The sequence below is a fragment of the Amycolatopsis sp. NPDC049691 genome (genome assembly GCF_040675005.1).
Lineage (GTDB): Bacteria > Actinomycetota > Actinomycetes > Mycobacteriales > Pseudonocardiaceae > Amycolatopsis.
Window position 1 is genome coordinate 68,061 of record NZ_JBFANX010000006.1, and the last position, 12,264, is coordinate 80,324.

The following is a 12,264-nucleotide window of genomic DNA, read 5'->3' on the forward strand; positions in this document are numbered from 1 at the left end:
CGGCCTCCTCAGAAGATCGCGTTGAGGGCGATGGTCAGGATGAGCACGATGCCCGCGAGCAGGCCCGGCTTGCGGTACCAGCCCGCGTTCTCGCCGGTGTCGTCGTGCTTGCGCGTTTCCTTCGGGGTCAGCGAGTAGACGAGACCGACCAGCTCTTCGTCCGGCTTCGGCCGGGTCGCGAGCGACACCACCACGCTCACCACGATGTCGACCACGAACGCGGTCCCGGCGGCGACGAAGCTGGTTCCCTGGCCCTTGAGCCCGAGCACACCCGCCTGCGACAGGCCCCACACCGTGATCGCGGACGCGGTGCCGAGCACCAGGCCGCTCCAGCCGGCGTGCGGGGTCATCCGCTTCCAGAACATGCCGAGGATGAACGTCGCGAACAGCGGCGCGTTGAAGAAGGAGAACAGGTCCTGCAGGTAGTTCAGGATGTTCCCGGAGTTCGACGCGATGAACGCGGTGCCGATGGCGAGGATCGTGCCGACCGACGTCACCACGCGGCCGAGGCGCAGGTAGTAGCCGTCCGGCCGGTCCTTCTGGATGTAGGTCTGCCAGATGTCGTAGGTGAAGACGGTGTTGAACGAGCTCAGGTTGGCCGCCATGCCCGCCATGAAGGAGGCGAGCAGGCCGGCGATCGCGATGCCGAGCATGCCGTTCGGGAGCAGGTCGCGCATCAGCAGCAGGAGCGCGTTGTTGAACGTGACGCCGCTGGGCGCCTTGCCGCCGTCGAGCAGGATCTGCTTGTCCTTGACGTACTCGGACACGCTGACCGCGGCGATCATGCCGGGGATGATCACGATGAACGGCACGAGCATCTTCGGGAAGGCGCCGATGATCGGCGTGCGGCGCGCCGCGGACATGCTCTTGGACGCCATCGCGCGCTGGACCTCGACGAAGTTCGTCGTCCAGTAGCCGAACGACAGCACGAAGCCCAGACCGAACACGATGCCGAGGATCGAGAGGAGGTTGTTGCCGAAGCCGGTGAGGTTGTCACCCGGCCAGGAGTGCAGCTGTGCGGTGCCGCCCGGGCTGTTGGTCACCTTGTCCACCAGGCCCTGCCAGCCGCCGACCTTGACCAGGCCGATGATCGTCAGCGGCACCAGCGCGATGACGATCACGAAGAACTGCAGCACCTCGTTGTAGATCGCCGCGGAGAGGCCGCCGAGCGCGGTGTAGGAGAGCACGATCGCGGCGGCGACGATGATCGACACCCACAGCGGCCAGCCGAGCAGCAGGTTCACCACGCTGGCCAGCAGGAACAGGTTCGCGCCCGCGATCAGGATCTGGGCCGCGGCGAAGCTGATGCCGTTGACCAGGTGCGCGGGCTTGCCGAAGCGGCGGCGCATGAACTCGGGGACGCTGCGGACCTTGGAGCCGTAGTAGAACGGCATCATCACGATGCCGAGGAACAGCATCGCCGGGATCGCGCCGATCCAGAAGTAGTGGACGGTCGGCAGGCCGTACTGGGCGCCGTTGGCCGACATGCCCATGACCTCGACCGCGCCGAGGTTCGCCGAGATGAACGCCAGGCCGGTGACCCAGGCGGGCAGCGACCGGCCCGACAGGAAGAAGTCGAGACTGCTGGAGACCTGCCGGCGCGCCAGGTACCCGATGCCGAGCACGAGGACGAAGTAGAACGCCAACTCGATGTAGTCGATCGCGCTCGCGTCGAGTCGCAGGTTCGCATCGGCTAGGACGAGCACCCGACCCACCTCTTTTCAAACTGGACAACAACCCACAGGAATCACCACTGTCCTGTCGGATCCGGACAGTACTGCATGGATTCAGGGTCGGCACGCTGACGTGTCCAAAATGGTCAGAGGGCGCGTCCCCCAGGCCGTGACCTGGGGAAACGCGCCCTCTTTCGAGCAGGGGTCAGCGGTCGGTCGGGACCCCGATCTCGCCCTCTTCGTCGATCAGCTTGGCGAGCACGTCGTCGGGCAGGTAGGTGCGGTGCGGGTAGCCCGGGCCCCACGAGTTGAGCAGCGGCACGGCGCCGAGCTCGTCGGCCCGCGGGTTGGCCAGGACGGAGTGCACGTCGTCGACCGACTTGGCCCAGCGGAAGGCCTTGATGCCCTGCTTGGCCTCGGGAACGTACTTCTCGCGCGCCTGCCAGTCGTCGTTCTGGTACGACTCGTCCCAGAGGACGTGCCCGGCTTCCTTGAGCACCTCGGCGGCGGCCCGGACCGACGTGCCGTTGTCGTCGCCGGGGTTGGTTTCGGGCCATTCGTCCCGCTTCTTGGCCGCGTCCCAGAGCCAGCGGGCGGTGTACTCGCTGCCGTTGAAGAGCGACATGCAGCGCGACCACCCGAAGCCGACGCAGCGCCTTCCTTGCCCTGGTCGTAGAACGCGTACCAGGCGTCGGTGTCCGGCGTGCCACCCGGTTCGAGGCAGACGCAGTGCCCACCGCGGATCCGGCCGAGCTTCTTGACGCCGGCCTTGGCGATGAAGAACTCACCGGAGGCCTTGTCCTGCTCCGGCGCGTCGAAGGCGGAGTACCAGTTGACCCCGATGACGACGGGCGCCCGGGTGGGCCGGTCGGCCTCGGACAGCGCGGTCAGCGGATACCGTTCGACGTGCCGCCAGTCGTCCGGAACGAACCGCCCCAGCCGCGGATCGGCGGGATCGGAACCGAGTGGGCGATAACGCATGACTTCCTCCTCCGTGCAGGCGAAAAGCGCGCACACCGGCCGGAAGAAGTGGCGCACAACGAGCTCGAAGGCGGACTGAAACCTGGGCACGACAAAGAAAGACGGCCGAGCACACCACCCTCCGGCCACGCCGGACGCACCGGCGGAACCCCTCGGAAATAAGTGTGCCACCCGACGGCGGGAAAGGATCCGGAACTCACCCGAACAGCGCATAAAGCCAGGTAAGAATGGGCTGGATAACGTCCCGCCGACCGATCGGGTCAACGATTTCCTTGCGGAGTAATCGACGGGGAAACGAGATACCGGAATCAGGCATCGATTCGGTATCGGTGTTTCAGTAACAGCCAGGCGGGGCCGGGCGACTCCTGTGCATCGCAGCCACCCGGCAGCGCCACCGAGAGGAGAGCCGATGTCATCGTGGGCCGTTGTCCTGCTCCTCGCGGCGATCCTCGCCGGCGCCGCGGGCTGGCAGCTCATGCGCTCCGCCACAACAGCGCATGAGGACCTGGCGGACGGCGTCATCGCGATCTTCGGAGGCCTGCGGCTGACGGAAAACGCGGTCCTCGAAGGCGCCGGCGACCGGGCCCTTCGCCATCCCTTGACGGGATTGTCCGCGCGGGTCGAGATCCGGAGTTCCCGGACCGGACGCGTCACGGTCCCCAGGGTGCTGTTCCTCGGAATCCTCGCGCTGGCAGTCAAGAAGGAGCAGTACGACACCGAGGCGAACCTCGTCATCGAGGGGCCGGGGACGAGACTCGAACGAGCGGTCAGCCTCCGCAAGCATCCGGACGCCGCGGACGTGGCACGGGAGTTCGCCGACCGGCTGAACCACCTCAGCGCGCACCCCACCGCGGCCCACAGCACGGAAAGCCGAGCGTGGAGCAGCGAGGAGCGATTCGACGTCGCACTGCTCGACGCGGGCGGCCGTCAGGTGGAAGTCGTGCGGGCGGTCCGGCACCTCGTGCGGGGCATCGGCCTGATCGATGCCAAGGAACTGGTGACCGGCACCCCATCGATCCTGCTGGAGCAGGTGCCGGTGGCGGAGGCCGAAGCCGCTCGGGAAAGGCTCGAAGACGCGGGCGCGACCGTCGAACTGCTGTGACCTCAGCCCGACACCCGCCGGAACCGGGGTACCGGACCGGAAGCCGTCTCCACCGTCTCCGCGAACATCGCCTCCGGACGCACCCACAACCCCCGCGAACCGTACAGCGCCCGATACACCACCAGCCGCTCTTCGGTCTCGCTGTGGCGAGCCACCCCGAGGACCTCGTACTCCCCGCCCTTGTAGTGGACGTACCGACCGGGCTCCACGTCAGAACAGCCGGAACTCGTCGGACTCGATGCCGCGCAGCTCGTCGTAGTCCAGCGTCAAGCAGCGGATTCCCCGGTCCTCCGCCAGCGTTCGCGCCTGCGGTTTGATGATCTGGGCCGCGAACACCCCCTGGACCGGTGCCAGCAGCGGGTCGCGGTTCAGCAGCTCCAGGTACCGCGTCAGCTGCTCGACGCCGTCGATCTCGCCTCGGCGCTTGATCTCCACCGCCACCGAACGGCCGTCCGCGTCGCGGGCCATGATGTCGACCGGGCCGATCGCCGTCGGGAACTCGCGGCGGACCAGCGTGTAGCCGTCGCCCAGGGTCTTGATGTGCTCGGCCAGCAGCTCCTGCAGGTGCGCCTCCACGCCGTCCTTCTGCAGGCCCGGCTCCGCCCCCAGTGCCTGCGAGTAGTCGTGGAAGACCTCCTCGATGGAGATCACCAGCTTTTCGCCCTGCTTGTTCTCGACGATCCAGAGCTTGCCGTCCTCGATCAGCCAGCAGGGCGGGCTCATCCAGTTCAACGGCTTGTACGCACGGTCGTCGGAGTGGACCGACACCGAGCCGTCGGACTTCACGAGCAGCAGGCGGGTGGCCATCGGCAGGTGGGCGGTGAGCCGGCCGGCGTAGTCGACCTGGCACCGCGCGATCACGAGACGCACCCGAGGAGGGTAGGACAGGGTCGGTGATACTGGGCGCGTGGACCCCATTCAGCGTGTCGCGTCCCGCGAGGTGTACCGGAACAACTGGATGACCGTGCGCGAGGACGACATCCGCCGTGCGGATGGCTCGGCCGGCATCTACGGCGTCATCGACAAGCCGGACTACGCACTGGTCATCGCCCAGGACGGCGACCGGTTCCGGCTGGTCGAGCAGTTCCGCTACCCGCTGGGCGAACGGCGCTGGGAGTTCCCGCAGGGCACCGCGCCCGACCTCGCCGACGTGCCGCCCGCCGAACTCGCCGCGCGCGAGCTGCGCGAGGAGACGGGCCTGCGCGCCGGCACGATGACCCTGCTCGGCAAGCTGGACGTCGCCGCCGGGATGAGCAGCCAGCGCGGCTGGGCGTTCCTCGCCACCGACATCACCGAGGGCGAGCCCGAACGCGAGCACGAGGAGCAGGACATGCGCAGCGCGTGGTTCTCCCGCGCGGACCTCGAGAAGATGATCCTGGCCGGCGAGATCACCGACGCGCAGTCGATCGCCGCGTGGGCGCAGCTCATGCTGGCCGAGCGGCACCGGCCTTGAGCATCCCCCGGATCACCAGGTGGTGGAACGGCTTGATCAGGGCGAAGTAGGCCGGGCCGACGCGGTTGTGGAAGTGCACTAGCGTGCCGAGCCGGAACCCGCCCGGGATCGCTTCGGCCGTGAGGTACCCGGTCAGGTGACTGTCGTCGACACCGGCGACGAGGTAGCGCTCGGGGTCGCCGGCCCGGACGGTGAAGAACGCGACCCGGTCGCCCGGCGCGAACCCGACGTCCTCGGGCCGGAGGCGGCCCGTGCGCGGCACGGACGCGGTCTCCAGCCGCAGCGCCTTGGCGAGCAGGTACCGGACGCCGAACAGGGCCTTCACCCAGGCCGGCGACCAGCCGAACACGCCCGCGACGAACTCGCGCAGGCTGTTCTCGCTCTCGACCTCCTTGAATTCGACGTAGTCCGCGCCGTCGGCGAAAGGTTCGGTCATGTCCGTCTCCCCAGTACGAGTTCCAACGCGTTCTTGAGCTGCCGGCCGGACAGCGGCGGCACGACCTGCCCGGCGCCGACGACGATCAGGTACAGCGCCTGCGCCAGGCCGGCGTCGCCGCTGACCTCGGTCAGGTAGGCGACGCGCGTCCGGTCGACGCGCTCCTGGACCGCCCTCGCCTCGGCGTCCTGCAGCGCCCACGCCCGGACGGCGATCTCCAGCCCGAGGCCGGGTCCCGGCGCGAGGACGAGCTTCAGCAGCGCGCCGAGGCGGTCGTCCGGCGCGGCGTCGGCCTGCTCCATGAACCGGGTCGTGCGCTCGGTCTCGAAGTGCGCCAGCAGGGCCGTGCGGAAGCCGCTCATGCCCTTGAAGTGGTGGTAGAAGGAGCCCTTCGAGAGGCCGAGCCGCTCGGTCAGCCGCTCGATGGTGACCGAGGGCGCGCCCTGCTCCGCCAGCAGCACCAACCCCGCGTCCAGCCAGTCCCGTTTCCCCGCCATGGCCATACCATACCGTATGGTACGGCGAGCGGACAGCGAGAAGCGTCGCTTTCACGTGGAAGCGACGCTCAGTCGGGCCAGGAGGGCTTGCGCTTCTCCAGGAACGCCGCCATGCCTTCGCGGGCGCCGGGCAGCTGCGACGCCGACGCCATGACCTCCAGCGCGATCGCGTACGCGTCGGCTTCGGGGCGGTCTAGCTGGGCGTAGAGCGTCACCTTGCCCATCGCCTTGCTGGCCCGGCTCCCGCGCGTCGCCCGCGACAGCAGGTCCCCGACGGCGTCGTCGAGCTGTTCGTCGGGCACCACCCGGTTGACCAGGCCCCAGTCGAGCGCGGTCGCCGCGTCGATGACGTCCCCGGTCAGCGCCAGCTCCATCAGCCGCTTGCGGCCGATCGAACGCGCCACCGGCACCGCCGGCGTGTGGCAGAACCAGCCACCCTTGCCGCCCGGCAGCGCGAAGCCCGCCGACTCGGCGGCCACGGCCAGGTCGCACGACGCCACGAGCTGACAGCCCGCCGCGGTGGCCAGGCCGTGCACCCGCGCGATGACCACCTGCGGGATCGACTGCATGGTCTTCATCAGGTCGGTGCACAAGGTCAGCAGCTCGCGCACGCCCATCAGGTCGCGCTTGGCCACGTCGCCGAAGTCGTGCCCCGCGGAGAACACCGGTCCCGCGCCGGCCAGCACGACGCCGGTCGCGTCGGACGTCCCCGCCGTGTGGAACGCGGAGAGCAGTTCGGCGAGGTGGTCCGCGGACAGCGAGTTGCGCCGCTCCGGCCGGTTCATCGTGATCGTGACGGTGTCGCCGTCCCGGCTCATCAGAAGGTGCTCGTACATTCCCCGACCGTAGCCCCTCCGGACCGGAATGTGCGCCGATAGCTGTCCGGGCCGACGCCGACCTCGGCGTGCATCCGGCGGCGCAGGTTCGCCGCGGTTCCCAGCCCGGACCGCTCCGCCACGCGGTCGACCGGCAGGGACGTCGTCTCCAAGAGCTGCTGCGCGAGGCGGACGCGCTGGACGCGCAGCCAGCGGCCCGGCGTCACGCCGGTGGCCGCGGCGAACTCGCGGTGGAACGTCCGTTCGCTCATCCGCGCGTGCCCGACGAGGTCCTCGACGCCGATGCCGTCACCGAGCCGCGCCAGCGCCCAGTCCATTGTGGACGACAAACCCGGCTGGGCCGCGGAGGGCAGCGGGCTGTCGACGTACTGCCGCTGCCCGCCCTCGCGTGCCGGCGGCATCACCAAGCGCCGGGCGAGCCGAGCGGCGACCTCCGCGCCGTGGTCGCGGCGAACCAGGTAGAGGCACAGATCGAGGCCGCCGACGACGCCGGCGGACGTCAGGACGCCGCCGTCGTCGGTGTAGAGCACGTCGCGCTGCAGGTCCGCCTGCGGCGCGACGCGGGTGAGGGCGTCGAAGTCGCGCCAGTGCGTCGTCGCCGGGCGGCCGTCGAGGAGACCGGCGGCGGCCAGCGTGAACGCGCCGGAGCACAGCCCCGCGACCGTGCGCCCGTCCCGGTGGGCCCGGCGCAGGGCGGTGACGGCGGCGGCCGGCACCGGCGCGAGCGGGTCGTCGCGGCCCGGTGCCAGCACGAGGTCGCAGCCGTCGAGCCCGGCGAGCCCGTGCGTGGCCGCGACGTCACCGAACGGCGCCACGGCGGTGCGCGCCCCGCCCGGGCTGCACAACCGCACGGTGAACGGGCCGATCCCGCTGTCGGTGCGGTCCTGGCCCCAGACCTCGCCGATCACCGCGAGGTCGAACATCCGGGTGCCCGGCAGCAGCAGAACGCCGATCGTGCGCATGGCAGAAAAGTACCGCATCGCGCGTCTTCTGCCACTCCCCTGCACGCGGAAAGGTCGCGAAACTCGACGCCATGACCGAAACAGCACTCATCCTGATCGACGTCCAGCGCGGGTTCGACGAGGCGGGCTTCTGGGGGCCGCGCAACAACCCCGGCGCCGAAGCCAACATGAAGGCGCTGCTCGACGCGTGGCAGGAGCGGCGGCTGCCCGTCGTGCTCGTGCACCACGACTCGGCGAAGCCGGATTCGCCGCTGCGGCCCGGTCAACCGGGCAACGACTTCAAGCCGGAGCTCGACGGCGCCCGGCCGGACCTCGTGTTCGGCAAGAAGGTGAACTCGGCGTTCCTCGGCGACGTCGACCTCGACGCGTGGCTGCGCAAGCGTGGCATCACGAGCATCGTCGTGGCGGGAATCCAGACGAACTTCTGCTGCGAAACCACCGCGCGGATGGGCGGGAACCTCGGCTACGACGTCACTTTCGCCCTCGACGCCACGTTCACGTTCGACCTCCCGGAGGTGACCGCGGACGAGCTGTACCGCGTCACGGCGGCGAACCTGGCGAACCAGTTCGCCACCGTGAAGTCCACAAAGGACGTCCTGGCCGGGCTCAGCTGAGCCCGTTGCGCTCCCGGACCAGCGAAACGATGCCGTCCATGATCTCGGTCAGCTCGTAGTCCTTGGGCGTGAACACCCGGGCGATGCCGCGTTCGGTCAGGAGCGCGGCGTCGTCCGGCGGGATGATCCCGCCGACGATCACCGGCACGTCACCGGCGCCCGCGGCGCGCAGGCCGTCGACGACGTGCGGGACGACCTCCAGGTGCGAGCCGGACAGCACCGAGAGCCCGACGACGTGCACGCCTTCCTGCACCGCGGCCGCGACGATCTGCTCGGGGGTCAGCCGGATGCCCTGGTAGACGACCTCGAAGCCGACGTCGCGCGCCCGGACGGCGACCTGCTCTGCGCCGTTGGAGTGGCCGTCGAGCCCCGGCTTGCCGACGAGGATGCGCAGCCGTTCGCCGAGTTCGGCTTCGGTGGCGCGGACACGTTCGCGCACCCGCTCGAGCTGCGGGTCACCGCCGCCCGCGGCGGCCGCGGAAACCCCGGTGGGCGCCCGGTATTCGCCGAACACCTCGCGCAGCGCGCCGGCCCACTCGCCGGTGGTCACGCCGGCCCGCGCACAGTCCACAGTGGCCTCGAAGAGGTTTTCCGTTGTCCGCGCCCGTTCTTTCAGCGCGGTCAGGGAACGCTCGACGGCCTCGTTGTCGCGCTGGGTGCGCCACTCCTCGATCGCCGTGACGGCGGCCTTCTCGACCGCGGGGTCGATCGTCTCGATCGCCTTCGCGCCCTCGGCCTGCAGTGGCGACGGCTCGGTCGTCTCGAACTTGTTGACCCCGACCAGGATCCGCTCGCCGTTCTCCATCCCGCGGCGGTACTCGGCGAGCGACGCGACGAGCTGCGACTTCATGTAGCCGCTCTCGACGGCGGCGACCGCGCCGCCGAGGTCCTGCACGCGCGCGATCTCCTCGCGCGCGCCGGCCATGATCTCGTCGACCTTGGCCTGGATGACGTGCGAGCCGTCGAAGATGTCCTCGTACTCCAGCAGGTCCGTCTCGAACGCGAGCACCTGCTGCATCCGCAGCGCCCACTGCTGGTCCCACGGCCGGGGCAGGCCGAGCGCCTCGTTCCAGGCGGGCAGCTGGATCGCGCGGGCGCGGGCACCGCGGGACAGCGACACCGCGAGCATCTCCAGCACGATCCGCTGGACGTTGTTCTCCGGCTGGGCTTCGGTGAGCCCGAGCGAGTTGACCTGGACGCCGTAGCGCAGCCGCCGCGCCTTCGGATCCGTTACGCCGTAACGGTCGCGCGTCAGCTCGTCCCAGAGCGCGGTGAACGCGCGCATCTTGGACATCTCCTCGACGAACCGGACCCCGGCGTTGACGAAGAACGAGATCCGCGCAACGACCTTGGCCATGTCGGCCGCGTCCACCTGCCCGGAGTCGCGGACGGCGTCGAGCACGGCGATCGCGGTGCAGAGCGCGTAGGCGACCTCCTGCGTCGGCGTCGCGCCGGCTTCCTGCAGGTGGTAGCTGCAGATGTTGATCGGGTTCCACTTCGGCACGTGGTGCACGGTCCACGCGATCATGTCGGTGATCAGCCGCAGGCTCGGCCCCGGCGGGAAGATGTAGGTCCCGCGGGACAGGTATTCCTTGATGATGTCGTTCTGCGTGGTGCCGGTGAGCTTCGCGAGGACTTCGTCGACGTCCCGGCCTTCGGCTTCGGCCTGCTCGCGGGCCACGGAGACGTACAGCGCGAGCAGCCACATGGCGGGCGCGTTGATCGTCATCGACGTGTTGGCCTCGGCGAGCGGGATGCCGTCGAAGAGCCGTCGCATGTCGCCGATGTGCGACACGGGCACGCCGACCTTGCCGACCTCACCGCGCGAGAGCTGGTGGTCGGGGTCGTAGCCGGTCTGGGTGGGCAGGTCGAAGGCGACCGAAAGCCCGGTCTGGCCCTTCGCGAGATTGCGCCGGTAGAGCTCGTTCGACGCGGCCGCGGAGGAGTGCCCCGCGTACGTACGCATCACCCACGGTCGGTCTCGCTCGCGGTCCGTTGGGTACGGCACTGGGCACCTCCGGCGGTGGACGTTTCGTCGAGTGTACCGACCGGTAACTTCGCGGGGCAGTGCAATCGGACACGTCCGGGTGACTCAGTCCACGGCCTGTGCCTGCGCGATCAGCTCGCGGAGCCGGTCGGCCTCCGGCACGGCGAACAGCGCGATCGGGAGCGGCTGGTTCCGCTTCGGCAAGCCGAAGCCGAGGATGTCCACGGTCTCGGGCAGGGGGTGGAAGGTGAGCGTGCCGAGGCCGTCGCCGCGGAGGGAGGTGACCGCCGGGGTGGTCAGGTCCAGCCACTTGCGGGTGTGGCCCGAGATGCGGTCGGCCACGACGACCCGCTGGTCGGTCACCGCGTACACCGCGCGATGCGTCGTCCACAGCCGCCAGAGCACCGGCCCCCAGACGACAGCGAACCCGAGGGCCGCCGGGATGACGAAGGTGGAGCCGAGCGCGGCGAACGCCACCGACACCAGGACCGAGCCGAAGAGGAGGCGGTACCACTCGAAACCCGTCGGTACGACCCGTCGCGGGCGCCCCGACCACAGCAGCCGCTCACCCGGCTGCAGGACGATGACCGGCTCTTCCACCGCGACCTCCCCAGCGCTCGTTGCCGGGGTGACGCTTCGGCTGGCCATGGCGGTTGCCCTCAGGCCGCTTCCGGCGGCGCCTGGCGGGACTTGGCCTCCTCGATCGCCTTGACGAGCAGGTCGCGGACGCGCTTGGACTCGCCGATGCCCATCAGCGTCACGGTTCCCGGCCCGGCGAAGGACAGGGTGCCCGTGCGGGACGGGCCCGGCTTGAGCACCGGCTCCGCCAGTCCCGCCAGCTCGCTCGAGCGTTCCTTCTGCCGGAACAAGCCCGAGCGCGCGATGATCCGGCTGTCGGTCACCGCGTAGGTCGTGCGGCCGAGCGCCAGGTACCGCACGGCGGACCGGCCGACGGCGCCGTAGCACCCGATCACCAGCACGACGACCGCTCCGGCCATGGCGCCCCCGCTCGGCTGCTTCGCGAGCAGGAACCACAGGGCGGCAACGGCGAGGATGAGTCCGGCAGGGGCGATCACCCCGTCCGCGGCGACGTAGAACGGGCGCTGGACCGGTTCTCCCGCCCAGAGCACGCGCTCACCGGGCAGAAGCTCGATTTCCCCTGCTGACATGGCCGAACACTACTCCGCCGGGGCCTCTCCCGCCGAGTTCCGAGCGCGCTGTAGGTGCTCGTACACCCTCTGTGCGTGGTCGATCGCGCGAAGTGTGGGGCCGCCCGCGAAGGTGATGGTGCCGGTGCCGTCGGCATGCCGCTGCAGCTCCGGCTCCGCCAGCCGGCCGATGCGGTACTCGAGCCGGCCGAACCGGCCCTCCTCGTCGCTGTCGACGACGATCCGCCGGTCGGTGACGAAGTACTCGACCAGGTCCGCGCCCTGGCGCCGCGAATACTCCGACCAGCCCGCCGACACGATGCCGAGCACCGCGAGGACCGCGCCGAACGTCGACTGCCCGAGGCTCACGAACACGACGATCGCGAGGACCCAGCCGACGGTCAGCGCCACCAGCACGGCCCTGTTGCGCTCCTCGGCCGGCTCGGGGCGCGGCGAACACTGCCAGAGCAGGTTTTCGCCGTCTTCGAGCCGCAGTTCCCCCCGGTACACGCACCCAACGTACGCGGCGAACGGTGTGACGGAAATCCGCGAGACCGGACCGAGATCCGTCGATT

Annotated in this window: 14 protein-coding genes and 1 pseudogene; 3 read left to right on the forward strand and 12 right to left on the reverse strand. The window is 69.9% G+C overall.

Going from position 1 to position 12,264, the window contains the following annotated elements; translation table 11 throughout:
• Positions 1 to 8 precede the first annotated feature (8 nt).
• A complete protein-coding gene (locus tag AB0J40_RS15405; protein ID WP_364452752.1) occupies positions 9 to 1,706 on the reverse strand; it encodes a sodium:solute symporter family protein in 1,698 nt (565 codons plus the stop codon).
• Positions 1,707 to 1,878: 172 nt separating this feature from the next.
• A pseudogene (locus tag AB0J40_RS15410) lies at positions 1,879 to 2,654 on the reverse strand (hypothetical protein).
• Between the two features lie 409 nt (positions 2,655 to 3,063).
• Between AB0J40_RS15410 and AB0J40_RS15415 the strand changes: the two are divergent.
• A complete protein-coding gene (locus AB0J40_RS15415; protein WP_364452755.1) occupies positions 3,064 to 3,756 on the forward strand; it encodes a ribosomal protein L7/L12 in 693 nt (230 codons plus the stop codon).
• A gap of 2 nt (positions 3,757 to 3,758) precedes the next feature.
• On the opposite strand, the gene AB0J40_RS15420 is transcribed toward AB0J40_RS15415, so the two are convergent.
• Both AB0J40_RS15420 and nucS read right to left on the reverse strand, forming a co-directional pair.
• Positions 3,759 to 3,965 carry a DUF1653 domain-containing protein gene (locus AB0J40_RS15420; RefSeq protein ID WP_364452757.1) on the reverse strand — a complete coding sequence of 69 codons (207 nt, stop codon included), beginning with the start codon at positions 3,963 to 3,965 and terminating at the stop codon, positions 3,759 to 3,761.
• A 1-nt stretch (position 3,966) separates the two neighbouring features.
• Positions 3,967 to 4,626, reverse strand: coding sequence for an endonuclease NucS (nucS, locus tag AB0J40_RS15425; RefSeq protein ID WP_285985896.1), 660 nt, complete (start codon positions 4,624 to 4,626; stop codon positions 3,967 to 3,969).
• A 37-nt stretch (positions 4,627 to 4,663) separates the two neighbouring features.
• Here nucS and AB0J40_RS15430 point away from each other — a divergent pair, with 37 nt between their 5' ends.
• Positions 4,664 to 5,209 (forward strand): NUDIX hydrolase, encoded by a 546-nt coding sequence (locus AB0J40_RS15430; protein ID WP_364452760.1) that lies wholly within the window; start codon positions 4,664 to 4,666, stop codon positions 5,207 to 5,209.
• Here AB0J40_RS15430 and AB0J40_RS15435 read toward each other — a convergent pair.
• The 4 genes from AB0J40_RS15435 to AB0J40_RS15450 all read right to left on the reverse strand — a co-directional run bounded on the left by AB0J40_RS15435 (position 5,181) and on the right by AB0J40_RS15450 (position 7,940).
• Positions 5,181 to 5,645 (reverse strand): DUF2867 domain-containing protein, encoded by a 465-nt coding sequence (locus tag AB0J40_RS15435; protein ID WP_364452761.1) that lies wholly within the window; start codon positions 5,643 to 5,645, stop codon positions 5,181 to 5,183. The two genes, AB0J40_RS15430 and AB0J40_RS15435, sit on opposite strands and share 29 nt — an antisense overlap.
• Positions 5,642 to 6,142 carry a TetR/AcrR family transcriptional regulator gene (locus tag AB0J40_RS15440; RefSeq protein WP_364452764.1) on the reverse strand — a complete coding sequence of 167 codons (501 nt, stop codon included), beginning with the start codon at positions 6,140 to 6,142 and terminating at the stop codon, positions 5,642 to 5,644. The genes AB0J40_RS15435 and AB0J40_RS15440 overlap by 4 nt, the downstream gene beginning before the upstream one ends.
• Positions 6,143 to 6,210: 68 nt before the next feature.
• The gene (locus tag AB0J40_RS15445; protein ID WP_364452766.1) at positions 6,211 to 6,978 is read right to left on the reverse strand and encodes an enoyl-CoA hydratase-related protein; all 768 of its coding nucleotides are present in this window, start codon (positions 6,976 to 6,978) and stop codon (positions 6,211 to 6,213) included.
• A complete protein-coding gene (locus tag AB0J40_RS15450) occupies positions 6,960 to 7,940 on the reverse strand; it encodes a helix-turn-helix domain-containing protein (RefSeq protein WP_364452769.1) in 981 nt (326 codons plus the stop codon). The genes AB0J40_RS15445 and AB0J40_RS15450 overlap by 19 nt, the downstream gene beginning before the upstream one ends.
• 71 nt (positions 7,941 to 8,011) lie before the next feature.
• Here AB0J40_RS15450 and AB0J40_RS15455 point away from each other — a divergent pair, with 71 nt between their 5' ends.
• The gene (locus AB0J40_RS15455) at positions 8,012 to 8,554 is read left to right on the forward strand and encodes a cysteine hydrolase family protein (protein WP_364452771.1); all 543 of its coding nucleotides are present in this window, start codon (positions 8,012 to 8,014) and stop codon (positions 8,552 to 8,554) included.
• Here AB0J40_RS15455 and AB0J40_RS15460 read toward each other — a convergent pair.
• The 4 genes from AB0J40_RS15460 to AB0J40_RS15475 all read right to left on the reverse strand — a co-directional run bounded on the left by AB0J40_RS15460 (position 8,547) and on the right by AB0J40_RS15475 (position 12,199).
• Positions 8,547 to 10,562: a protein meaA gene (locus AB0J40_RS15460; RefSeq protein WP_364452773.1), complete on the reverse strand. Its 2,016-nt coding sequence runs from the start codon at positions 10,560 to 10,562 to the stop codon at positions 8,547 to 8,549. The two genes, AB0J40_RS15455 and AB0J40_RS15460, sit on opposite strands and share 8 nt — an antisense overlap.
• Positions 10,563 to 10,646: 84 nt before the next feature.
• Entirely contained in the window at positions 10,647 to 11,141 is a 495-nt protein-coding gene (locus AB0J40_RS15465; RefSeq protein ID WP_364452776.1) for a hypothetical protein, read from the reverse strand.
• 59 nt (positions 11,142 to 11,200) lie between these two features.
• The gene (locus tag AB0J40_RS15470; RefSeq protein WP_364452778.1) at positions 11,201 to 11,710 is read right to left on the reverse strand and encodes a PH domain-containing protein; all 510 of its coding nucleotides are present in this window, start codon (positions 11,708 to 11,710) and stop codon (positions 11,201 to 11,203) included.
• 9 nt (positions 11,711 to 11,719) lie between these two features.
• Positions 11,720 to 12,199 (reverse strand): hypothetical protein, encoded by a 480-nt coding sequence (locus AB0J40_RS15475; protein WP_364452781.1) that lies wholly within the window; start codon positions 12,197 to 12,199, stop codon positions 11,720 to 11,722.
• Between the last annotated feature and the right edge of the window lie 65 nt (positions 12,200 to 12,264).

Excerpts from the sequence above, each read along its gene's own strand:
- AB0J40_RS15455 (WP_364452771.1), top strand. The coding sequence starts at position 8,012 with ATGACCGAAACAGCACTCATCCTGATCGACGTCCAGCGCGGGTTCGAC.
- AB0J40_RS15470 (WP_364452778.1), bottom strand. The coding sequence starts at position 11,710 with ATGTCAGCAGGGGAAATCGAGCTTCTGCCCGGTGAGCGCGTGCTCTGG.
- AB0J40_RS15450 (WP_364452769.1), bottom strand. The coding sequence starts at position 7,940 with ATGCGCACGATCGGCGTTCTGCTGCTGCCGGGCACCCGGATGTTCGAC.
- AB0J40_RS15415 (WP_364452755.1), top strand. The coding sequence starts at position 3,064 with ATGTCATCGTGGGCCGTTGTCCTGCTCCTCGCGGCGATCCTCGCCGGC.
- AB0J40_RS15445 (WP_364452766.1), bottom strand. The coding sequence starts at position 6,978 with ATGTACGAGCACCTTCTGATGAGCCGGGACGGCGACACCGTCACGATC.
- AB0J40_RS15440 (WP_364452764.1), bottom strand. The coding sequence starts at position 6,142 with ATGGCGGGGAAACGGGACTGGCTGGACGCGGGGTTGGTGCTGCTGGCG.
- AB0J40_RS15435 (WP_364452761.1), bottom strand. The coding sequence starts at position 5,645 with ATGACCGAACCTTTCGCCGACGGCGCGGACTACGTCGAATTCAAGGAG.